Genomic DNA, 21,213 nt, shown 5'->3' on the forward strand with positions numbered 1-21,213 from the left:
GTTAGTTCTCCAGCTGCTTCAGAATACGATTCACTTTATCAAAGGTTTCCTGATATTCCGCCTCAACCTGACTGTCGGCCACAATGCCGCCGCCCGCGGAGCAGTACAGGGTGCCGTTGCTGGCCGTCAGGGTGCGAATGGTGATGCTGGTATCCATGGTCCCGCACAGGCTGATATAGCCGATGCTTCCGCACCAGGCGTTGCGGCGATGTGGCTCCAGCTCATCGATAATCTCCATTGCGCGGACCTTTGGCGCACCGGTGATGGAGCCGCCAGGAAACGCCGCGCGAAGCAGATCGCAGGCCGAGCGCGACGCGGGCAGACGCGCGGTAACGGTGCTGACCAGATGGTGTACCGCCGGGAAAGGCTCCACGACAAACAGCTCCGGCACGCGCACGCTGCCCGGCTCGGCGACGCGGCCGATATCATTGCGCATCAGGTCGACAATCATCAGGTTTTCAGCCCGGTCTTTCGGCGAGGCCGCCAGCTTTTCCGCCTGCTGGCGGTCGGCATCCGGATCGGCAAGGCGCGGCAGGGTGCCCTTAATCGGGCGTGTCTGAATTATACCTTCCGCCAGATGAATAAAGCGCTCGGGCGACAGGCTGAGGATCGCGCCGCGTTCAAGGCGTAAAAACGCGCTGAACGGGGCCTTATTGCTGGCATTAAGGCGGGTGAACGCCTGCCACTCGTCCCCGCGGTACGCGGCCTGGAAACGCTGGGCAAGGTTAACCTGATAGCAGTCACCGCTTTGCAGATAGGCCTGTACGCGGGTGAATTTTTCCGCGTAGTCCGCGGCGGTCATGTTCGAGCGCCAGCCGGAGGCAAGCCTGAAGGGTTCCACCGGAGCGGGACGTTGCGCCTCAAGCCAGGCCAGACGCCCCTGCTCGTCACCATGGCATACCAGGGAAACCGTCTGTTTACGGTGATCCACGATCAGCGCCCAGTCATACAGCCCCACCGCCATATCGGGCAGGGAAATATCCGCCAGCGCCCGTCCGGGCAGCGTTTCAAAGCGGCGGCCCAGATCGTAGCCAAACAGGCCCAGGGCGCCACCCTGGAACGGGAGATCCGGGTTTGGGGCGGCTGATAATCCCAGCGCGCCGATCTCCTCCTGAAGCCGCATCAGCGGATCGTCCGTCGGTGAAAGGCTTTCGGTGGTCAGCGTCCTGACCGGGTCGGCTACCAGAATATCGAATCGGCTGTAGGGGTGATCCGCATGGCCCGAGTGCAGCAGCATGGCAAAGGGAAGATGGCTCAGACGAGAAAACCAGAACTCGGCGGCGTCTTCACGCCAGGGCAAGGCAATAACAGTGGGGAAGCGCATGTTCATGTATGGCATACTACCGGGCAGCGTGAAATAATTAGCGCGAATAATTTAGCAGGAGTTGACGATGTTTGCAGGTTTACCTTCTCTCAGCCATGACCAGCAGCAGAAAGCTGTTGAGCGTATCCAGGAGCTGATGTCCCAGGGGATGAGCAGCGGACAGGCGATTTCCCAGGTCGCGGAAGAACTTCGCGCCACCCATACCGGCGAGCGGATCGTGGCGCGTTTTGAGGATGAAGATGAAGAGTAACGGGCTTACACCGCCGCGATAATCTTGATCTCTACCTTATATTCCGGTTTCATCAGCGCGGCCTGTACGGTACAGCGTACAGGCGCGTGACCTGCCACCACCCACGCATCCCAGGCTTTGTTCATTGCCGCGAAATCGTCCTTATTTGCCAGGAAAATCGTCGCATCCAGAATGCGGGATTTGTCGCTGCCCTGTTTTTCCAGCACGGCGTCGATCTGGGCCAGGGTGTTCGCCGTCTGCTCGAAGGCGTCGGCGTCCAGGTTAGCGGGCACGCCGGTGTAGTAGAGCGTCTGGTTGTGGATCACCACATCAGACCAGCGGGCTTCGGCATCAATGCGCACAATAGTCATAAACGTATCCTCGTTATTTTTCGTCGTCAGCCGGCAAGACTGCCATATTGTTCCGCCGTCGTCACTATTTGGGGTGGCACAGGAGAGGATGGGCTGACATAATCCCTGTGCAAAAATACAGTGAGAGAACACCGTGGCAGACGATTTTTCCCCAGAAGGTCAGTTAGCACAGGCTATTCCCGGCTTTAAGCCGCGTGAACCCCAGCGTCAGATGGCGCATGCCGTCGCGCACGCCATCGACAAGGCGCAGCCGCTGGTGGTGGAGGCCGGAACCGGCACGGGGAAAACCTACGCTTACCTCGCGCCTGCGCTGCGGGCGAAAAAGAAGGTGATCATCTCTACGGGATCAAAAGCGCTACAGGACCAGCTCTACAGCCGTGACCTGCCGACGGTGGCGAAAGCGCTGAAATACAAAGGCCGTCTGGCGCTGCTGAAAGGGCGTTCTAACTACCTCTGCCTGGAGCGGCTCGAACAGCAGGCGCTGGCGGGAGGCGATTTGCCGGTGCAAACCCTGAGCGATGTGATTGTCCTGCGCGCCTGGGCCAACCAGACGGAGGAGGGGGATATCAGCACCTGCGCGAGCGTGCCGGAAGACTCCCCCGCCTGGCCGCTGGTGACCAGCACCAACGATAACTGCCTCGGCAGCGACTGTCCGCTGTACAAAGACTGCTTTGTGGTGAAAGCGCGCAAAACCGCCATGGATGCGGATGTGGTGGTAGTCAACCACCACCTGTTCCTCGCGGATATGGTAGTGAAAGACAGCGGCTTTGGGGAGCTCATTCCCGAAGCGGAGGTGATGATCTTCGATGAAGCCCACCAGCTGCCGGACATCGCCAGCCAGTATTTCGGCCAGTCGCTCTCAAGCCGCCAGCTTCAGGATCTGGCGAAAGATTTCACCATTGCCTATCGCACCGAATTAAAAGACACCCAGCAGCTGCAAAAGTGCGCCGATCGCCTGGCGCAGTGCGCGCAGGACTTCCGTTTACAGCTCGGCGAGCCGGGCTATCGCGGCAACCTGCGCGAACTGCTCGCAGACAAAAACATTCAGCGCGCGCTGCTGCTGCTCGATGACGCTCTTGAGCTCTGCTACGACGTGGCGAAGCTGTCTCTTGGACGCTCCGCCCTGCTGGACGCCGCCTTTGAGCGCGCCACGCTCTATCGCGGGCGGCTGAAGCGGCTGAAGGAGATTAACCAGCCGGGGTACAGCTACTGGTATGAATGCACCTCTCGCCACTTCACCCTGGCGCTGACGCCGCTGACCGTTGCCGATAAGTTCAAAGAGGTGATGGCGCAAAAGCCCGGTACCTGGGTCTTTACCTCCGCCACGCTGTCCGTCAATGACGATCTGCACCACTTTACCGAGCGTCTCGGCATCGAGCAGGCAGAATCCCTGCTTCTGCCGAGCCCTTTTGACTATGAAAAACAGGCGCTGCTGTGCGTGCCGCGCAATCTGCCGCTGCCGAATCAGCCGGGGGCGGCGCGCCATCTGGCGGCAATGCTCAAGCCGATGATTGAGGCCAACAACGGCCGCTGCTTTATGCTCTGCACCTCTCACGCCATGATGCGCGATCTGGCCGAGCAGTTCCGCGCCACCATGACCCTGCCGGTGCTGTTACAGGGAGAAACCAGCAAAGGCCAGCTGCTCCAGCAGTTCGTCAGCGCCGGTAACGCCCTGCTGGTGGCGACCAGCAGCTTCTGGGAAGGGGTGGACGTGCGCGGCGATACGCTCTCGCTGGTGATTATCGATAAACTGCCGTTCACCTCGCCGGACGACCCGCTGCTGAAAGCGCGCATGGAGGATTGCCGCCTGCGCGGGGGCGATCCGTTCGACGACGTTCAGCTGCCGGACGCGGTAATTACCCTTAAACAGGGGGTAGGGCGCCTGATCCGCGACGTTACCGATCGTGGCGTGCTGGTTATCTGCGACAACCGCCTGGTGATGCGCCCCTACGGTGCCACCTTCCTTGCCAGCCTGCCGCCCGCGCCGCGCACGCGGGATATTAAACGCGCGGTTCGCTTCCTGGCGAACCCAACGGCGGAGTAATTCTCGCCGGAGTGTGTTAAGATGCGCGCCATTTTGTGACTGACCATTGCGAGAGCGCGACGACTGATGCGAATTCTGGCTATTGATACCGCGACAGAGGCCTGTTCCGTTGCCCTGTGGAACGACGGTACGATCTTTGCTCATTTCGAAGAGTGCCCACGGGAACACACCCAGCGTATTCTGCCCCTGGTGAAAACCATTTTAACCGAGGGCAACGCCGCCCTGGCCGATCTCGACGCGCTGGCCTATGGCCGTGGGCCGGGCAGCTTCACGGGCGTACGTATCGGGATTGGCATTGCGCAGGGGCTGGCGCTGGGCGCCGAGCTGCCGATGATCGGCGTCTCTACGCTTGCAACGATGGCTCAGGGCGCCTGGCGCATGACCGGGGCCACCCGCGTGCTGGCCGCGATTGATGCCCGCATGGGTGAAGTGTACTGGGCGGAATATACCCGCGATGAAAACGGCGTCTGGCACGGCGAAGAGACGGAAGCGGTGCTTAAGCCTGAAGCCGTTACGGAACGCCTGAAGCAGCTCACCGGCGAGTGGGCAACGGTCGGAACCGGCTGGCCGGCATGGCCTGAGATGGCGAAGGATACCGGCATCACGCTGGTGGACGGCAACATGCTCCTGCCTGCCGCTGAAGATATGCTCCCGATCGCCGGTCAGCTGCTTGCAGCAGGAAAAACCGTGGCGGTTGAACACGCTGAACCGGTTTATTTACGAAACACCGTCGCGTGGAAGAAACTTCCGGGCCGCGAGTGAATCTCAGTAACAGGAACTGAGAAAAAGGAGTCGCATCATGGCGGTTCAGACTAAAGTTGTACGCTTTTTTATGGCAGGCGCGTTTGCCATAGCGCTGAGCGGGTGCGTTACCGTTCCTGATGCGATTAAGGGCACCAGCCCGACGCCACAGCAGGATCTGGTACGCGTGATGAATGCCCCGGAGCTGTACGTTGGCCAGGAAGCGCGGTTTGGCGGCAAGGTGGTTGACGTCGTTAACCAGCAGGGTAAAACCCGCCTGGAAATTGCCACCGTCCCGCTGGACGGCGGCGCGCGGCCTGTTCTGGGTGAAGCCTCGCGCGGGCGGATCTACGCGGACGTTAGCGGCTTCCTCGACCCGGTTGATTTCCGTGGACAGCTGGTGACCGTTGTCGGCCCGATCACCGGTTCGGTGGCGGGTAAAATCGGCAATACGCCGTACAAATTTATGACCATGCAGGTTAACGGCTACAAGCGCTGGCGTATTGCCCAGCAGGTCGTCATGCCGCCGCAGCCGATCGACCCCTGGATGTGGGGTCCTCATCCGTACCGTTACGGCTACGGTGGCTGGGGCTGGTACACTCCGGGCCCGGCACAGGTACAAACCATCGTAACCGAGTAAGTTACTGTTATTGATAGAAAAGAGACAGCGGCTCAGCCGCTGTCTCTGTTTTTTTACGGATAAAACGAAAAAAAAGAGTGACGCGCTTCGCAACCTGCAATCTGAACAATTAATAAACTGGTACGCTGAGTTAATATAATGTTAACAAACTGTTTATTATCGGGGCTGTGATGACGACGAACACTCATTTCAGAGGTGATGCATTGAAAAAGGTTTGGCTTAACCGTTATCCCGCAGATGTCCCTGCGGAGATCAATCCTGACCGTTATCAATCCCTGATTGAATTATTTGAACACTCGGTACGGCGTTATGCTGACCAGCCCGCATTTGTGAACATGGGCGAAGTGATGACCTTCCGTAAGCTGGAAGAGCGCAGCCGGGCGTTTGCGGCCTATTTACAGGAAGGGTTGGGGTTGCAGAAAGGGGATCGCGTCGCGCTGATGATGCCGAACCTGCTGCAGTATCCGGTGGCGCTGTTCGGGATCCTCAGGGCCGGGATGATCGTTGTGAACGTCAACCCGCTTTACACCCCGCGCGAGCTGGAGCATCAGCTGAATGACAGCGGTGCGGCGGCGATTGTGATCGTCTCCAACTTTGCCCACACGCTGGAAAAGGTGGTTGAAAGAACCCAGGTCAAACACGTAATCCTGACGCGCATGGGCGACCAGCTCTCTACCGCGAAAGGTACGCTGGTCAACTTTGTCGTCAAATACGTTAAGCGCCTGGTACCAAAATACCATCTGCCGGACGCCATCTCCTTCCGCCGCGCGCTGCATGCGGGCTACCGGATGCAGTACGTGAAGCCGGAAATCGTGGCGGAAGATCTGGCGTTTCTGCAATACACCGGTGGCACCACCGGCGTGGCTAAAGGGGCGATGCTGACCCATCGCAACATGCTGGCGAACCTTGAGCAGGTTAACGCCACCTACGGCCCGCTGCTGCACCCGGGCAAAGAGCTGGTGATCACCGCGCTTCCGCTGTATCACATTTTCGCCCTGACCATGAACTGCCTGCTGTTTATCGAGCTGGGCGGCCAGAACGTGCTGATCACAAACCCGCGCGACATCCCCGGCCTGGTTAAGGAGCTGGCGAAATACCCGTTCACCGCCATGACCGGCGTGAACACCCTGTTTAACGCGCTGCTTAACAACAAAGAGTTCCAGCAGCTCGATTTTTCCACGCTGCACCTTTCGGCGGGCGGCGGTATGCCCGTCCAGCAGGCGGTTGCCGAGCGCTGGGTGAAGCTCACCGGGCAGTATCTGCTGGAAGGCTACGGCCTGACGGAGTGCGCGCCGCTGGTCAGCGTGAACCCGCACGATATTGACTACCACAGCGGCAGCATCGGCCTGCCGGTGCCGTCGACGGAAGCAAAGCTGGTGGACGATGAGGGCAACGAAGTGCCTCATGGCGAACCCGGCGAGCTGTGCGTAAGAGGGCCGCAGGTGATGCTGGGCTACTGGCAGCGTCCGGATGCCACGGACGACATCATCAAAGACGGCTGGCTTTACACCGGAGACATTGCGGTGATGGATGACGAAGGTTTCCTGCGCATCGTCGATCGCAAAAAAGACATGATCCTCGTTTCCGGCTTCAACGTCTATCCGAACGAAATTGAAGATGTGGTCATGCAGCACAGCGGCGTGCTGGAAGTGGCGGCAGTGGGCGTCCCGTCCGGCAGCAGCGGCGAAGCGGTGAAGATATTTGTGGTCAGAAAACAGGGTTCGCTGACGGAAGAGGAGCTGATAACCTTCTGTCGCCGTCACCTGACGGGATATAAAGTGCCGAAGCTGGTGGAATTCCGCGACGAGCTGCCGAAATCCAACGTCGGGAAGATATTACGACGAGAATTACGTGACGAAGCCCGTGCCAACGTGGACAATAAGGCCTGAGCTTCACGTTAATCGCCCAGACGCCGGTTAAGCCGGCGTTTTTTATGGGCGCAAACAAAAGAGAGTCCGATTTGAATTACCAGATGATCACTACCAACGACGAGCTGGCTTCGCTGTGCGAGGTGACGCGTGATTTCCCCGCTATCGCCCTGGATACGGAATTTGTCCGCACCCGAACGTACTACCCCCAGCTGGGTCTGATTCAGATGTATGACGGCAAAAACGTGTCGTTGATTGACCCCCTTGGCATCACCGACTGGGCGCCAATGCGCGAGCTGTTGCTTGATACCGCCGTAACGAAATATCTGCATGCAGGCAGTGAAGATCTGGAAGTATTCCTCAACACCTTTGGCATCATGCCGCAGCCGCTGATTGACACCCAGATCCTCGCGGCGTTCAGCGGTCGTCCGCTCTCCTGGGGCTTTGCGGCGATGGTGGAAGAGTACACCGGCCTGACGCTCGATAAGAGCGAGTCCCGCACCGACTGGCTGGCGCGTCCGCTGACGGCGCGCCAGCTTGAATATGCCGCGGCAGACGTGTTCTACCTGCTGCCGATCGCCGGCCAGCTCATGAAGGAGGCGGAAGCCTCCGGCTGGCTGGACGCCGCGCTGGACGAGTGCCGCATGACCCAACAGCGTCGTCAGGAAGTCGTTGACCCGAAAGAGGCCTGGCGTGATATCACCAACGCCTGGCAGCTGCGCACGCGCCAGCTGGCTTGCCTGCAGCTGCTGGCCGACTGGCGCCTGCGTAAAGCGCGCGAGCGTGACCTGGCGGTTAATTTCGTGGTGCGCGAAGAGCATCTGTGGGCCGTAGCGCGCTACATGCCGGGCAGTCTTGGCGAGCTGGACAGCATCGGCCTTTCCGGGAGCGAGATCCGCTTCCACGGCAAAACCCTGCTCGCGCTGGTTGAGAAAGCCCGGCAGCTGCCGGAAGAGGCGCTGCCGGAGCCGCTGCTAAACCTGATGGATATGCCGGGATACCGCAAGGCGTTTAAGGATATCAAAGCGCTGGTGCAGGCGGTGGCGAGCGAAAGCAGGCTGAGCGCGGAGCTGCTGGCTTCACGTCGTCAGATTAACCAGCTGCTGAACTGGCACTGGAAGTTAAAGCCGCAGAACGGCCTGCCGGAGCTGGTCGCGGGATGGCGGGGTGAACTGATGGCCGAACGCCTGAATACCCTGCTGGAAGGGTATCCGCGCTAACAAATATGCCGGGCATATACCCGGCATATTTTCCCCGGTGGCGCTGCGCCTGCCGGGGTTACGAACCACAAACGATTTAACGTGACTCTTCCGCTTCCGGAAGCGTCACGTTCAGCTCCAGAATTGAAATATCCCCGTCTTTTTGCTCCAGCTGAACGGTGACCATTTCCGGGTCAATCTGCACGTATTTGCAGATCACTTCCAGAATGTCTTTACGCAGCTGCGGCAGGTAGTGCGGCTCGGCGTCGCTACGACGGCGCTCCGCAACGATGATTTGCAGACGTTCTTTTGCGATGTTGGCGGTGCTTTTTTTCCGCGAGAGAAAAAAGTCCAGTAATGCCATAACTTATCCTCCGAACAGGCGTTTGAGGAAACCTTTCTTCTCTTCTTCAATGAAGCGGAAAGGACGTTCTTCTCCCAGCAGACGGTCAACGGTATCCGCATACGCTTTACCCGCGTCTGCCTGTGTATCCAGAATCACCGGCTCGCCCTGGTTTGATGCGCGCAGCACGGACTGATCTTCCGGGATGACGCCAACCAGTTTGATGCGCAGGATCTCCAGCACGTCTTCCATGCTCAGCATATCACCTTTATTCACGCGGCCCGGGTTGTAGCGGGTCAGCAGAAGGTGCTCTTTGATCGGCTCCTGGCCATTTTCCGCGCGGCGGGATTTTGAGGCCAGAATGCCGAGAATACGGTCGGAGTCACGTACCGACGAGACTTCCGGGTTGGTGGTGATGATGGCTTCATCCGCGAAGTAAAGCGCCATCAGCGCGCCGGTTTCGATACCGGCAGGGGAGTCGCAGACCACGAAGTCGAACTCCATTTTTTTCAGATCGTCGAGCACCTTCTCCACGCCTTCGCGGGTCAGGGCATCTTTATCGCGGGTCTGGGACGCCGGGAGAATGTAGAGGTTCTCGGTGCGCTTGTCTTTAATCAACGCCTGGTTAAGGGTGGCATCGCCCTGAATGACGTTCACGAAGTCATACACCACGCGACGCTCGCAGCCCATAATCAGGTCCAGGTTACGCAGACCGATATCGAAGTCGATTACGACGGTTTTCTTTCCCTTCTGGGCCAAACCAGTAGCGATGGCCGCGCTGGAGGTGGTCTTGCCAACGCCTCCTTTACCCGAAGTCACAACAATAATGCGTGCCATAGAAATTCCTTGTTAAAAGGGATCAATTTAACGGTTGAACGGTCAAAGCGTTGTCTGCCAGCTGCAGACGGGCCGCTTTGCCATAAAATTCGGCTGGGATTTTATCGCTCAGCCAATATTCACCTGCGATAGACACCAGTTCTGCCGTCAGGTGAGTACAAAATATTTGTGCTTCTCGATCGCCGCTGGCACCCGCAAGCGCACGTCCACGCATCATACCGTAAACGTGAATATTGCCATCTGCAATCAGTTCAGCGCCCGCGCTGACGTGGCTTGTAACGATCAGATCACAGTTTGGCGCATAAATGCGCTGACCGGAACGAACCGGCAGATCAATCAATCGCGTTTTTGTGACAGCGGTTACGTTTTGCGCCGGAGGCGGGGGAACGGGAACGGTTGCAGGCGCTGCGCGGGGGGCTTTTTCTTTGCCTTCGCTCAGCAGCGGCAAACCTGCCCGGTCAATTTCGGCTTTCAGCTCAGCTTCTTTGCAGCCGCTGATGCCCACGATGCGCAACCCCGTAGAGGTGACGGCCTGCTGGAGTCGCTTCCAGTTCACCGGACCCTCAAGGTCGCTTACATTGATGACGACGGGCGCATGCTTAAGAAAAGCGGGAGCCTGCGCGATTTTGTCTTCTAACGCCTGACGAATAACCTCGGGTTTTGCATCATGCAAATGAACCACTGATAAGGTGAAGCTACTGCCTTTAAGCTCGATGGGCGTATTTGACATCCTGGCCTTACTCAATTTGCTATTAACCGCAACACATCGCCGCGATATTCCGAAGAGTATCAGGCATGTTATAGTCAGGAGTATATTGAGGCAAGCAACCACCCGTTAATTCAGAGTAAAAACATGTTTTGTGTGATCTACAGAAGTACCAGCCGCGACCAGACCTATCTTTATGTCGAAAAGAAAGACGATTTTTCCCGCGTGCCGGAAGAATTAATGAAAAGCTTTGGCCGACCGCAGCTGGCGATGCTGCTGCCGCTGGATGGCCGCAAGAAGCTGGTCAATGCCGATCTGGAAAAAGTGAAAAAGGCATTAGCGGATCAAGGCTATTATTTACAGCTTCCGCCACCGCCGGAGAATTTATTAAAACAGCATCTTGAGGCGAGCGGAAAGAAATAACTCCCGCTCTTTCCGGGATCAACTTCTCAACCGATTAGGGGTCGACCATGTATCAACATCATAACTGGCAAGGTGCATTACTGGATTATCCCGTCAGCAAAGTGGTCTGCGTGGGCAGCAACTATGCGAAACATATTCAGGAGATGGGCAGCGCCGTGCCGGAGGAGCCGGTTCTGTTTATCAAGCCAGAAACCGCGCTGTGCGATATTCGCCAGCCGCTGGTGCTCCCGCAGGGGCTTGGCTCGGTGCATCATGAAGTGGAGCTGGCGGTGCTGATAGGCGCGACGCTACGCCAGGCCACCGAAGATCACGTGCAGAAAGCGATTGCGGGTTACGGTGTTGCGCTGGATCTGACCCTGCGCGACGTGCAGGGTAAAATGAAGAAGGCGGGGCAGCCGTGGGAAAAAGCCAAGGGCTTTGATAATTCCTGCCCCATCTCCGGTTTCGTTCCGGTAAGTGAATTTACCGACGATCCGCAGAACACGACGTTCAGCCTGACGGTCAACGGCGCGGTCCGCCAGCAGGGCACCACCGCTGACATGATCCACAAGATCGTCCCGCTGATTGCCTACATGAGCCGCTTCTTCACCCTGAAGCCCGGCGATGTGATCCTCACCGGCACCCCGGAAGGCGTGGGTCCCCTGCACAGCGGCGACGAACTGGACGTCAGCTTTAACGGCCTGTCGCTGAAAACCCGCGTGCTGTAAAAGCGCCTTGCCGCCCGAAAAGGGCGGCAAAACTTGCATCAACGTGCCAGACTCGTTATAAGGTGCGCTCTATTTTGACGTGTGGACATCCTGATGAACGATATTCCTTTCTGGCAAAGCAAAACTCTCGACGACATGACCGATGCGGAGTGGGAATCGTTGTGTGACGGCTGCGGGCAGTGCTGCCTGCATAAGCTGATGGATGAAGATTCGGACGAAATCTATTTCACCAACGTAGCCTGCAGGCAGCTAAACATCAAAACCTGCCAGTGCCGCAACTACGAGCGCCGTTTCGAATACGAACCGGACTGCATCAAATTAACCCGTGAAAACCTGCCGACCTTCGAGTGGCTGCCGCACACCTGCGCCTATCGCCTGCTGGCGGAAGGAAAAGACCTCCCGGCGTGGCACCCGCTGCTGACGGGATCCAAAGCGGCGATGCACGGCGAACGCATTTCCGTGCGCCACATTGCGGTGAAAGAGTCTGAGGTGCGGGACTGGGAAGACCACATTCTGAATCACCCCAACCGTTGATAATAAAAAAAACCGCCGGGGCGGTTTTTTATTGAGGTGCGGCCTGATGCCCTCACTCCAACCCTCTCCCACGGGAGAGGGCGCAAAAACTAAAAACGGCAACTATCGTTGCCGTTTTGCTTTTACCTTCCGAACAAATCGCGTTTCTTCGGCCTGAACGGCTGGGCAATCAGCACCAGCAGCGCCACCACGAAGTAGGCCACAAAAATGCCTACCAGCCACTGCGGCATCTCCAGCGTCAGAAATTCCCACTGGCGAACGGAGCAGTCTCCGGATGCGACAAACACCTGCGGCAGCCATTTATCCAGCGGCAGCCAGCTCGGGAAGCGGGCAGCAAAATCGCAGGTCATAAACGGTGAAGGGTGAAGCTGCATCTGGGTATGCTCCCAGGCAAGCGCAATCCCTTTCCAGGCGCTGTACAGCCAGATGGCAATCGCCCCATAGCGTAACGGCGTATTGGGGGCAATCGCACCGACCAGACCCGCGCCCATAATGCCGAACAGCGCACAGCGCTCATATATACACAGCACGCATGGTTTCAGCCCCATCACATGCTGAAACCACAGCGCGACCATTTCCAGCGCGAAGGCGGTCAGGGCCATCAACAACCAGGCTCCGCGACCGCGTGAGCACTGGTTCAAAAATCGCAACATAATCATTTCCCTGGAACATGCTTAGAAAGCGCAGTGTAAACGAATTTTAATGCGCCGCAAGTATACCCGCTTGTAACAGCCATTGCGTACAGGGAACGAGAGTAATTTTGATGCACAGCAAACCAACAAGGGTGAGCACCAGCGTATACGGCAGCGCCATCCAGACCATTCTTCCATAAGAAAGACGTATGAGTGGCGCCAGCGCCGAGGTCAGCAGGAACAGGAATGCCGCCTGGCCGTTTGGTGTCGCAACGGAGGGCAGGTTGGTCCCGGTGTTGATGGCTACCGCCAGCAGCTCAAACTGCCCGGTGCTGACGATCCCTTGCTCCATCGCCGCTTTGGCTTCGTTGATATACACCGTTCCGACGAAGACGTTATCGGATATCGAGGACAGCAGGCCGTTGAAGAGATAGAACAGCGTAAGCTGCGAGTCCGGCGAGGCCTGAAGCACAAACGCGATAATCGGCGCGAACAGATGCTGGTCGATAATCACCGCCACGACGGCGAAAAACACCGCCAGCAGGGCGGTAAACGGCAGCGCCTCGGTAAACGCTTTGCCGATGGCATGTTCATCCGTTACGCCGCCGAAGCTGGTCGCGAGGATAATCACCGACAAACCAATTAACCCGACTTCCGCAAGGTGGAAGGCCAGCGCCGCGATAAGCCACACGCCGATGATGCCCTGCGCAATCAGGCGCAGCGTCTCCTGGCGCGTGCGCTGCTTGCGGCTCTGCTCGTCAAACTTATGCAGCTCCGTGCGGACCGGCTCGGGCAGCCGAGCGCCATAGCCAAACAGGTTGAATTTTTCGACCAGCACGCAGGTCGCTAAGCCGCAGATCAGCACCGGCACGCTGACCGGCGCCATGCGCAGGAAAAACTCGCCAAAATGCCACTCTGCCGCTTTGGCGATAATCAGGTTTTGAGGCTCCCCGACCATGGTCATCACGCCGCCGAGCGCCGTACCTACGCCCGCATGCATCATCAGGCTGCGCAGAAACGCGCGGAACTGTTCCAGCACCTCGCGGTTATGGGCCTCAACGTGGCTGTCGTCCTGCAGGCTTTCGCCGGGACGAGACGAAGCCACCCGGTGGTAAATACCGTAAAAACCAACGGCAACACTGATGACAACCGCCACCACCGTCAGCGCGTCCAGGAAGGCCGAAAGGAAGGCCGCGGCGAGACAAAACGCCAGCGAGAGCAGCGTTTTTGACGGAATGCTCAGCAACAGGCGCGTGAAGATAAACAGCAGCAGCTGCTTCATAAAGTAGATCCCGGCCACCATAAAGATCAGCAGCAGCAGGACCTCAAGGTTCGACGCAATCTCGTTTTTAACGTGCTCCGCGCTGGTCATGCCGATGGCCACGGCTTCCAGCGCCAGCAGGCCGCCGGGCAGCAGCGGATAGCACTTCAGCGCCATCGCCAGGGTAAAGATAAACTCGGCAACCAGCAGCCACCCGGCAACAAAGGGGTTTACCAGAAAGACCACGGGATTGACGATCAGGAATACCAGTAGAGTGAGTTTGTACCAGTCAGGTGACTGGCCTAAAAAGTTGCGCCACAGCGCGCGGCCAAATGAAATTTCCACGACAGACGTCCTTTCCCCGTCAAGTAAGACAAGACATCAGTATACGCAAAATGGCGGCGGAGAGGGGGATAAAGCCCGTTTGTAAATTTCATAAAAATGAAACGTCGATCCCTCTTTTCTGCCTCTGCTGCGCTATCTGCCTCTGTCCGCCTCTGGTATGATGAGTGCAATTTGCTAAAAGCTGTGTAATGGAAATCTCACTATGGTCATTAAGGCGCAGAGCCCGGCGGGTTTCGCGGAAGAGTACATCATTGAAAGCATCTGGAATAATCGTTTCCCTGCGGGATCAATTCTACCTGCTGAACGCGAACTCTCTGAACTGATTGGCGTCACCCGTACCACGCTGCGAGAAGTGCTCCAGCGTCTGGCGCGCGATGGCTGGTTGACGATACAGCATGGCAAACCCACTAAAGTGAACAACTTCTGGGAAACGTCCGGGCTGAATATTCTGGAAACGCTGGCGCGTCTCGACCACGAAAGCGTACCGCAGCTGATTGATAATCTGCTTTCTGTGCGTACCAACATCGCCACTATTTTTATCCGCACCGCGTTTCGCCAGCATCCTGAAGATGCCCTGAAGGTGCTCGCCACCGCCAACGAGGTGGAAGACCACGCGGACGCTTTTGCGACCCTCGACTATAACGTGTTCCGCGGTCTGGCGTTTGCGTCCGGCAATCCGATTTATGGTCTGATCCTGAACGGCATGAAGGGGCTGTATACGCGCATTGGCCGTCACTACTTTGCCAACCCTGAAGCCCGCAGCCTGGCGCTCGGCTTCTACCATAAGCTGAGCAAGCTCTGCACCGAAGGGCTGCACGATCAGGTCTATGAAACGGTACGTCGCTACGGTCACGACTCCGGGGAAATCTGGCACCGGATGCAGAAAACCCTGCCGGGCGATCTGGCCATTCAGGGCCGCTGAAATAAAAAAACCTCTCGGCTGAGAGGTTTTTTTTCGCCCGCTGGCGCTACAGCGTATTCAGGCGCGCCGGACACCGCTCCAGCAGCTCCACGCTGCCGTCTTCGTTCTGCTGTTCCAGCAATACGTCAAATCCCCACAGGCGATGCACGTGCTTCAGCACTTCCTTACGCCCTTTATCCAGCGGCGCGCGGTTGTGCGGGATATAGCGCAGCGTCAGAGAGCGGTCCCCGCGCAGATCCACGTTCCAGACCTGAATATTCGGCTCCAGGTTGCTCAGGTTGTACTGAGACGACAGGCGCGAGCGGATCTCGCGATAGCCCTCTTCGTTATGGATCGCGGAGATTTCAAGGAAGTTGTTGCGGTCATCGTCCAGCACGGTGAAAAAGCGGAAATCACGCATGATCTTCGGTGACATAAACTGGCTGATGAAGCTCTCATCCTTGAAATCACGCATCGCGAAGTGCAGCGTTTCCAGCCAGTCGGAGCCCGCAATATCCGGGAACCAGTATTTGTCCTCTTCCGTTGGCGACTGGCAGATGCGCTTGATGTCCTGGAACATGGCAAAGCCGAGCGCGTACGGGTTGATGCCGCTGTACCACGGGCTGTTATAGGCCGGCTGGAACACCACGTTGGTGTGGCTGTGCAGAAACTCCATCATAAACCGCTCGGTGACTTTTCCCTCGTCATACAGGTGGTTAAGAATAGTGTAGTGCCAGAAGGTTGCCCAGCCTTCGTTCATGACCTGGGTCTGCTTCTGGGGATAGAAATACTGGCTCACCTTGCGCACGATGCGCAGGATCTCGCGCTGCCATGGCTCCAGCAGCGGGGCGTTCTTCTCCATAAAGTAGAGCAGGTTTTCCTGCGGCTCGGAAGGGTAGCGGCGCGCCTCGGCGACGGTTTTCTCCTCCTCGCGTTTCGGCAGGGTGCGCCACAGCATATTCACCTGGCTTTGCAGGTACTCCTCGCGGCTCTTCTGCCGGGCTTTCTCTTCCTGCAACGAAATCTTCTGCGGGCGCTTATAGCGGTCAACGCCGTAGTTCATCAGCGCGTGGCAGGAGTCCAGCAGCTTCTCCACCTCGTCCACGCCGTAGCGCTCTTCGCAGTCGGTAATGTATTTACGGGCAAAGATCAGGTAATCGACGATGGAGCTGGCGTCCGTCCAGCTGCGGAACAGATAGTTGTTTTTGAAGAACGAGTTATGCCCGTAGCAGGCATGCGCCATCACCAGCGCCTGCATGGTAATGGTGTTCTCCTCCATCAGGTAGGCGATACACGGGTTGGAGTTAATGACGATTTCATACGCCAGCCCCTGCTGCCCGTGCTTATAGAGCCGCTCTGTCTCAATGAATTTTTTCCCGAACGACCAGTGGGGATAGTTAATCGGCATCCCGACGCTGGAGTAGGCGTCCATCATCTGTTCGGAGGTGATGACCTCAATTTGATGGGGATAGGTATCCAGACGATAGAGTTTTGCCACCCGGTCGATCTCCGCCAGGTAGACATCCAGCAACTCGAAGGTCCAGTCGGGTCCATCGCTCAGACGGGTGCTGTCCCTGGACATGGAATCTATTGTAGCCATTAGCGCGCCCTCGTTGTTGGTAGCTCTCTCTGTCTGGAGAGCCTCCTTTCAAGCATAGATCACCCCATTCAAATACGCGGGACGCAGAAAATTTTTTCTTTGCGATTTCGCGTTTTCAATACGGCAAAAAAAGCGGTGCTCACAGAATTTTCTACTGGTTAAAAATAACGCGCAGCAGGAGATGCCAAATAAGCGCTATCCCCTGATACAGAGGGATATGTGAGTTAAGTCACCATAAAAAAGTCATATGTTGAATAATATTTTCAACTAGGTTATCAATCTGTAATTAGATGATTGTTCTTTTGCACATAATGGAGTGGCTATGCGTGTTGTCATACTGGGAAGTGGCGTCGTTGGCGTAACCAGCGCCTGGTATTTAAGTCAGGCGGGACATGAGGTTACCGTTATCGATCGCGAATCCGGTCCGGCGATGGAAACCAGCGCGGCGAATGCCGGGCAAATCTCCCCGGGCTATGCTGCGCCGTGGGCGGCACCCGGCGTACCGCTGAAGGCAATTAAGTGGATGTTCCAGCGCCATGCGCCGCTGGCGATCGGCCTGGACGGCACGCAGTTCCAGCTTAAGTGGATGTGGCAGATGCTGCGTAACTGCGACACGCGCCACTACATGGAAAACAAAGGGCGCATGGTGCGCCTGGCGGAGTACAGCCGCGATTGCCTGAAGGCGCTGCGCACCGCAACGGGTATCGAGTACGAGGCGCGCCAGGGCGGCACGCTCCAGCTGTTCCGCACCGCGCAACAGTATGAAAACGCCACCCGCGACATCGCCGTGCTTGAAGACGCGGGCGTCCCTTACCAGCTGCTCGAGGCGAGCCAGCTGGCGCAGGTGGAGCCGGCGCTGGCAGAGGTGGCCCACAAGCTGACGGGCGGCCTGCGCTTACCCAATGATGAAACCGGCGACTGCCAGCTTTTCACCCAGCGTCTGGCGCAGATGTGCGAGCAGGCCGGAGTGACGTTCCGCTTCAACACTTCGGTCGACAAGCTCCTGTCGGAAGGGGAAAAGATTTACGGCGTGAAGTGTGGCGACGAGGTGATCAAGGCCGACGCCTACGTGATGGCGTTTGGTTCATACTCCACCGCGATGCTGAAGGGCATTCTGGATATTCCGGTCTACCCGCTTAAGGGCTATTCCCTGACCATTCCGGTAAAAGAGGACAGCGGCGCGCCGGTCTCTACCATCCTGGATGAAACCTACAAAATTGCGATCACCCGCTTTGACAACCGCATCCGCGTTGGCGGCATGGCGGAAATTGTCGGCTTCAATACCGAACTGCTCAAGCCGCGTCGTGAAACGCTGGAGATGGTGGTGGGCGATCTCTTCCCGCGCGGCGGCTTCATTGAACAGGCGACGTTCTGGACCGGACTGCGCCCGATGACGCCAGACGGCACGCCGATTGTGGGCCGTACGCCGTACAAAAACCTGTGGACCAACACCGGCCACGGCACGCTCGGCTGGACCATGGCCTGCGGCTCCGGTCAGCTGCTGAGCGACCTGATCTCCGGGCGCACGCCGGCAATTCCGTTTGACGATCTGAGCGCCGCACGCTATCAATCAGGGTTTACCCCATCGCGCCACCAGCACCTGCACGGCGCGCATAATTAAGGAGTCGTCATGTCCCGTCCAATTCTGGCTCAGCTGGATTTGCAGGCGCTGAAGGACAACCTGCAAATTGTTCGCCGTGCTGCGCCAGGTTCCCGCGTCTGGTCGGTGGTGAAAGCCAACGCCTACGGACATGGTATCGACCGTGTCTGGAGCGCGCTGGGCGCAACCGATGGATTTGCTTTACTCAATCTTGAAGAGGCCATCCTGCTGCGCGAGCGCGGCTGGAAGGGGCCGATTCTGCTGCTCGAAGGTTTTTTCCACGCGGACGATCTGCCCCTGCTGGATAAGTACCGCCTGACCACCAGCGTCCACAGTAACTGGCAGATCAAGGCCATTCAGGACGCTAAGCTGCATGCCCCGCTGGATATCTATCTTAAGGTGAACAGCGGTATGAACCGCCTTGGCTTCCAGCCCGAGCGGGTGCATACGGTCTGGCAGCAGCTTCGCGCGCTGAAAAACGTCGGTGAGATGACCCTGATGGCGCACTTCGCCGATGCGGAAAAGCCAGACGGGATCGCTGATGCCATGGTGCGCATCGAGCAGGCGGCAGAAGGGCTGGACTGTCCGCGCTCGCTGTCGAACTCGGCGGCCACCCTCTGGCATCCTGAGGCACACTACGGCTGGGTGCGTCCGGGGATCGTTCTGTACGGGGCGTCACCCTCCGGACAGTGGCAGGATATCGCCAACAGCGGCCTCAAGCCGGTCATGACCCTGCGCAGCGAAATTATTGGCGTGCAGACGCTAAAAACGGGGGATTCGGTGGGCTACGGCAGCCGCTACCGGGCCTCGGGCGAACAGCGCATCGGTATTGTGGCGGGAGGCTACGCGGACGGGTATCCGCGTATCGCCCCGAGCGGCACGCCGGTATGGATCGACGGCGTTCGCACGGGCACCGTGGGCACCGTTTCAATGGACATGCTGGCCGTAGATTTAACGCCGTGCCCGCAGGCGGGCATTGGTTCACCGGTTGAGCTGTGGGGCAACGAGGTCAAAATTGATGATGTGGCCGCCGCGGCGGGCACCGTCGGCTATGAGCTGATGTGCGCGCTGGCGCCGCGCGTGCCGGTTGTGACGGTGTAACGCACTCCTGTTCCGGGTAAGCGCCAGCGCTTACCCGGAAGAATCCGCTACTCCGGTTCCTCATCCATTGGGCGCATACCGACCTTACGCACCGCGTTATCCTCTTTTTCGGCTACCGTCCAGATCATCCCGGCGAACTCCACCTGGTCACCCACAACCGGCGCAGCCCCGAGCAGCCGCTGGATTATTTCACCCAGCGTTTGCTGACCGTTGCCGTCCGCCAGGCCCTCTTCCAGACCGTAAATCAGCGCGACGTCGGCAAAGCTGGCGCTGGCTTCGAGAATAAAATCACCAAAGAAACGCTGATCCAGCGCCACCGGCGGCGACTGGCTGAACAGCTTGCCGAGGGCAGGGAGGTCGCGCTCGCGGCCTATCACGCAGAGGATATCGTTCTCGCGCAGCCGCGTGCTGCCGGTCGGGTGAAGCAGGGCGTTATCCCGGAACAGCGCGGCAATGCGCGTCTCAGCGGGCATATGCAGATCGCGCAGGGAGGCGCCCACGCACCATTTGTCGGCGCTCAGCTGATAGACAAACTGCTCCCACGGATTCTCGGGGTGAATATCCAGCCCCACGCGGGAAACCGGCCAGCCGACGGGGGGCACCACCACCCTGGCTTTTTTCGCCGCCCAGCCCAGCGAGGTCCCCTGAAACAGCAGCGACACCAGCACCACGAAGAAGGCGACATTGAAGAACAGACGGGCATTGTCCAGCCCGGCCATCATCGGGAACACCGCCAGAATAATCGGCACCGCGCCGCGCAGCCCCACCCAGCTGATAAACACCCGCTCGCGCAGGTTAAACCCGCGGAACGGCAGCAGGCCGGCAAACACCGACAGCGGGCGCGCGATGAAGATCATCCACGCCGATAAAAGCAGCGCCGGCACGACGATGGGCAGCAGGTCGGAAGGCGTCACCAGCAGGCCCAGCACCAGGAACATGGCGATCTGCGCCAGCCAGGCCAGCCCGTCAAAGTTTTGCAGGATCGCATAGCGGTTACGAATCGGCCGGTTGCCCAGCAGGAACCCGCAGAGGTAAACCGCCAGGATACCGCTGCCGTCCAGCGCGGTGGTGACGGCAAAAATCAGAATGCCGCCGCTCAGAGCCAGCAGTGGATAGAGACCGGAAGGGAGAGAGATACGGTTGATCGTATGCTGGAGCAGGTAACCGCCGCCCAGGCCAATGATAATCCCCAGACCAAACTGCTGCAGGATGTGCCAGGCAAACATCCAGCTCAGGCCGGTTTCGTGCTGCTGGATCATCTCAATCAGGGTAATGGTCAGGAATACCGCCATCGGATCGTTACTGCCGGATTCAATCTCAAGCGTTGAGCCAACGCGTTCGTTTAGCCCTTTGCCGCCTAGCAGGGAGAAGACCGCCGCCGCATCGGTAGAGCCGACAATCGCGCCAATCAGCAGGCCCTCCATCATATCGAGGTTAAAAAGCCAGGCGGCCATCATGCCGGTCAGGCCGGAGGTGATCAGCACGCCGACGGTCGCCAGGGACAGCGCCGGGCCTAAGGCAACGCGAAACGAGCTTGCCTGGGTGCGCATGCCGCCGTCGAGCAAAATGACCGCCAGCGCGAGGTTACTCACCATGTAGGCGAAAGGGTAATTATCGAAGGGGATACCGCCGATACCGTCGATTCCTGCCAGCATGCCGATAGCAAGGAAAATGACAAGAATAGGTATGCCAAGACGCGATGAAAATGAACTTAATAAAATGCTGAAGGTTACCAGGATGGAACCCAGAATGAAAAGACTGATTATCGCTGTGGCACCCAATGTCGTCTTACTCCCACCTCAATGTG

Annotated in this window: 21 protein-coding genes; 12 read left to right on the forward strand and 9 right to left on the reverse strand. The window is 58.2% G+C overall.

Features of this window, described 5'->3' with window-relative positions; genetic code table 11:
- Window position 1 precedes the first annotated feature (1 nt).
- Entirely contained in the window at window positions 2-1,330 is a 1,329-nt protein-coding gene (gene pabB / locus MOQ06_RS08400) for an aminodeoxychorismate synthase component 1 (RefSeq protein ID WP_242173233.1), read from the reverse strand.
- 61 nt (window positions 1,331-1,391) lie between these two features.
- On the opposite strand from pabB, the gene MOQ06_RS08405 reads away from it, so the two are divergent.
- Window positions 1,392-1,574, forward strand: coding sequence for a YoaH family protein (locus MOQ06_RS08405; RefSeq protein ID WP_003859925.1), 183 nt, complete (start codon window positions 1,392-1,394; stop codon window positions 1,572-1,574).
- Between the two features lie 5 nt (window positions 1,575-1,579).
- Here the strand turns inward: MOQ06_RS08405 and MOQ06_RS08410 are convergent, their stop codons facing one another.
- On the reverse strand, window positions 1,580-1,924 hold the full coding sequence (locus tag MOQ06_RS08410; RefSeq protein ID WP_148418035.1) for a RidA family protein: 345 nt from the start codon (window positions 1,922-1,924) through the stop codon (window positions 1,580-1,582).
- A 133-nt stretch (window positions 1,925-2,057) separates the two neighbouring features.
- Here MOQ06_RS08410 and MOQ06_RS08415 point away from each other — a divergent pair, with 133 nt between their 5' ends.
- From MOQ06_RS08415 to rnd, 5 genes are all read left to right on the forward strand, one after another.
- On the forward strand, window positions 2,058-3,968 hold the full coding sequence (locus MOQ06_RS08415; protein WP_148418034.1) for an ATP-dependent DNA helicase: 1,911 nt from the start codon (window positions 2,058-2,060) through the stop codon (window positions 3,966-3,968).
- A gap of 66 nt (window positions 3,969-4,034) precedes the next feature.
- Window positions 4,035-4,730, forward strand: coding sequence for a tRNA (adenosine(37)-N6)-threonylcarbamoyltransferase complex dimerization subunit type 1 TsaB (gene tsaB, locus MOQ06_RS08420; RefSeq protein WP_242172338.1), 696 nt, complete (start codon window positions 4,035-4,037; stop codon window positions 4,728-4,730).
- A gap of 37 nt (window positions 4,731-4,767) precedes the next feature.
- Window positions 4,768-5,349: a Slp family lipoprotein gene (locus MOQ06_RS08425; protein WP_176610063.1), complete on the forward strand. Its 582-nt coding sequence runs from the start codon at window positions 4,768-4,770 to the stop codon at window positions 5,347-5,349.
- Window positions 5,350-5,552: 203 nt separating this feature from the next.
- Entirely contained in the window at window positions 5,553-7,238 is a 1,686-nt protein-coding gene (fadD, locus tag MOQ06_RS08430; protein WP_148418031.1) for a long-chain-fatty-acid--CoA ligase FadD, read from the forward strand.
- A gap of 83 nt (window positions 7,239-7,321) precedes the next feature.
- Window positions 7,322-8,437 carry a ribonuclease D gene (gene rnd / locus MOQ06_RS08435; RefSeq protein ID WP_242173235.1) on the forward strand — a complete coding sequence of 372 codons (1,116 nt, stop codon included), beginning with the start codon at window positions 7,322-7,324 and terminating at the stop codon, window positions 8,435-8,437.
- A 76-nt stretch (window positions 8,438-8,513) separates the two neighbouring features.
- Here rnd and minE read toward each other — a convergent pair whose 3' ends face one another.
- The 3 genes from minE to minC are packed head-to-tail and all read right to left on the reverse strand — an operon-like array spanning window position 8,514 to window position 10,326.
- Entirely contained in the window at window positions 8,514-8,780 is a 267-nt protein-coding gene (gene minE, locus MOQ06_RS08440) for a cell division topological specificity factor MinE (RefSeq protein WP_003859937.1), read from the reverse strand.
- Between the two features lie 3 nt (window positions 8,781-8,783).
- On the reverse strand, window positions 8,784-9,596 hold the full coding sequence (gene minD / locus MOQ06_RS08445; protein WP_003859938.1) for a septum site-determining protein MinD: 813 nt from the start codon (window positions 9,594-9,596) through the stop codon (window positions 8,784-8,786).
- A 22-nt stretch (window positions 9,597-9,618) separates the two neighbouring features.
- Window positions 9,619-10,326: a septum site-determining protein MinC gene (gene minC, locus MOQ06_RS08450; protein ID WP_242172340.1), complete on the reverse strand. Its 708-nt coding sequence runs from the start codon at window positions 10,324-10,326 to the stop codon at window positions 9,619-9,621.
- Between the two features lie 123 nt (window positions 10,327-10,449).
- Between minC and MOQ06_RS08455 the strand changes: the two genes are divergently transcribed.
- The 3 genes from MOQ06_RS08455 (at window position 10,450) to MOQ06_RS08465 (ending at window position 11,966) form a co-directional block, all read left to right on the forward strand.
- Complete coding sequence (locus tag MOQ06_RS08455; RefSeq protein WP_148418029.1) at window positions 10,450-10,725, forward strand: YcgL domain-containing protein; 276 nt, start codon at window positions 10,450-10,452, stop codon at window positions 10,723-10,725.
- 47 nt (window positions 10,726-10,772) lie between these two features.
- On the forward strand, window positions 10,773-11,432 hold the full coding sequence (locus tag MOQ06_RS08460) for a fumarylacetoacetate hydrolase family protein (protein ID WP_242172342.1): 660 nt from the start codon (window positions 10,773-10,775) through the stop codon (window positions 11,430-11,432).
- A 93-nt stretch (window positions 11,433-11,525) separates the two neighbouring features.
- The gene (locus MOQ06_RS08465) at window positions 11,526-11,966 is read left to right on the forward strand and encodes a YcgN family cysteine cluster protein (protein ID WP_193354611.1); all 441 of its coding nucleotides are present in this window, start codon (window positions 11,526-11,528) and stop codon (window positions 11,964-11,966) included.
- A gap of 122 nt (window positions 11,967-12,088) precedes the next feature.
- On the opposite strand, the gene dsbB is transcribed toward MOQ06_RS08465, so the two are convergent.
- Both dsbB and nhaB read right to left on the reverse strand, forming a co-directional pair.
- Window positions 12,089-12,619, reverse strand: coding sequence for a disulfide bond formation protein DsbB (gene dsbB / locus MOQ06_RS08470; protein WP_148418026.1), 531 nt, complete (start codon window positions 12,617-12,619; stop codon window positions 12,089-12,091).
- 46 nt (window positions 12,620-12,665) lie between these two features.
- Window positions 12,666-14,204: a Na(+)/H(+) antiporter NhaB gene (gene nhaB, locus MOQ06_RS08475; RefSeq protein ID WP_242172346.1), complete on the reverse strand. Its 1,539-nt coding sequence runs from the start codon at window positions 14,202-14,204 to the stop codon at window positions 12,666-12,668.
- A gap of 202 nt (window positions 14,205-14,406) precedes the next feature.
- Between nhaB and fadR the strand changes: the two genes are divergently transcribed.
- Window positions 14,407-15,126: a fatty acid metabolism transcriptional regulator FadR gene (gene fadR, locus MOQ06_RS08480; RefSeq protein ID WP_148418024.1), complete on the forward strand. Its 720-nt coding sequence runs from the start codon at window positions 14,407-14,409 to the stop codon at window positions 15,124-15,126.
- Between the two features lie 46 nt (window positions 15,127-15,172).
- On the opposite strand, the gene MOQ06_RS08485 is transcribed toward fadR, so the two are convergent.
- Complete coding sequence (locus MOQ06_RS08485) at window positions 15,173-16,705, reverse strand: SpoVR family protein (protein ID WP_176610066.1); 1,533 nt, start codon at window positions 16,703-16,705, stop codon at window positions 15,173-15,175.
- Between the two features lie 322 nt (window positions 16,706-17,027).
- Here MOQ06_RS08485 and MOQ06_RS08490 point away from each other — a divergent pair, with 322 nt between their 5' ends.
- Both MOQ06_RS08490 and dadX read left to right on the forward strand, forming a co-directional pair.
- Window positions 17,028-18,326, forward strand: a complete 1,299-nt coding sequence (locus MOQ06_RS08490) for a D-amino acid dehydrogenase (protein ID WP_242172348.1) — start codon at window positions 17,028-17,030, stop codon at window positions 18,324-18,326.
- A gap of 9 nt (window positions 18,327-18,335) precedes the next feature.
- Window positions 18,336-19,406 carry a catabolic alanine racemase DadX gene (gene dadX / locus MOQ06_RS08495; RefSeq protein WP_242172350.1) on the forward strand — a complete coding sequence of 357 codons (1,071 nt, stop codon included), beginning with the start codon at window positions 18,336-18,338 and terminating at the stop codon, window positions 19,404-19,406.
- 47 nt (window positions 19,407-19,453) lie between these two features.
- Here the strand turns inward: dadX and MOQ06_RS08500 are convergent, their stop codons facing one another.
- Window positions 19,454-21,187, reverse strand: coding sequence for a potassium/proton antiporter (locus MOQ06_RS08500; RefSeq protein ID WP_148418020.1), 1,734 nt, complete (start codon window positions 21,185-21,187; stop codon window positions 19,454-19,456).
- Between the last annotated feature and the right edge of the window lie 26 nt (window positions 21,188-21,213).

This window comes from Enterobacter sp. I4 (genome assembly GCF_022669095.1).
GTDB lineage: Bacteria > Pseudomonadota > Gammaproteobacteria > Enterobacterales > Enterobacteriaceae > Enterobacter > Enterobacter pasteurii.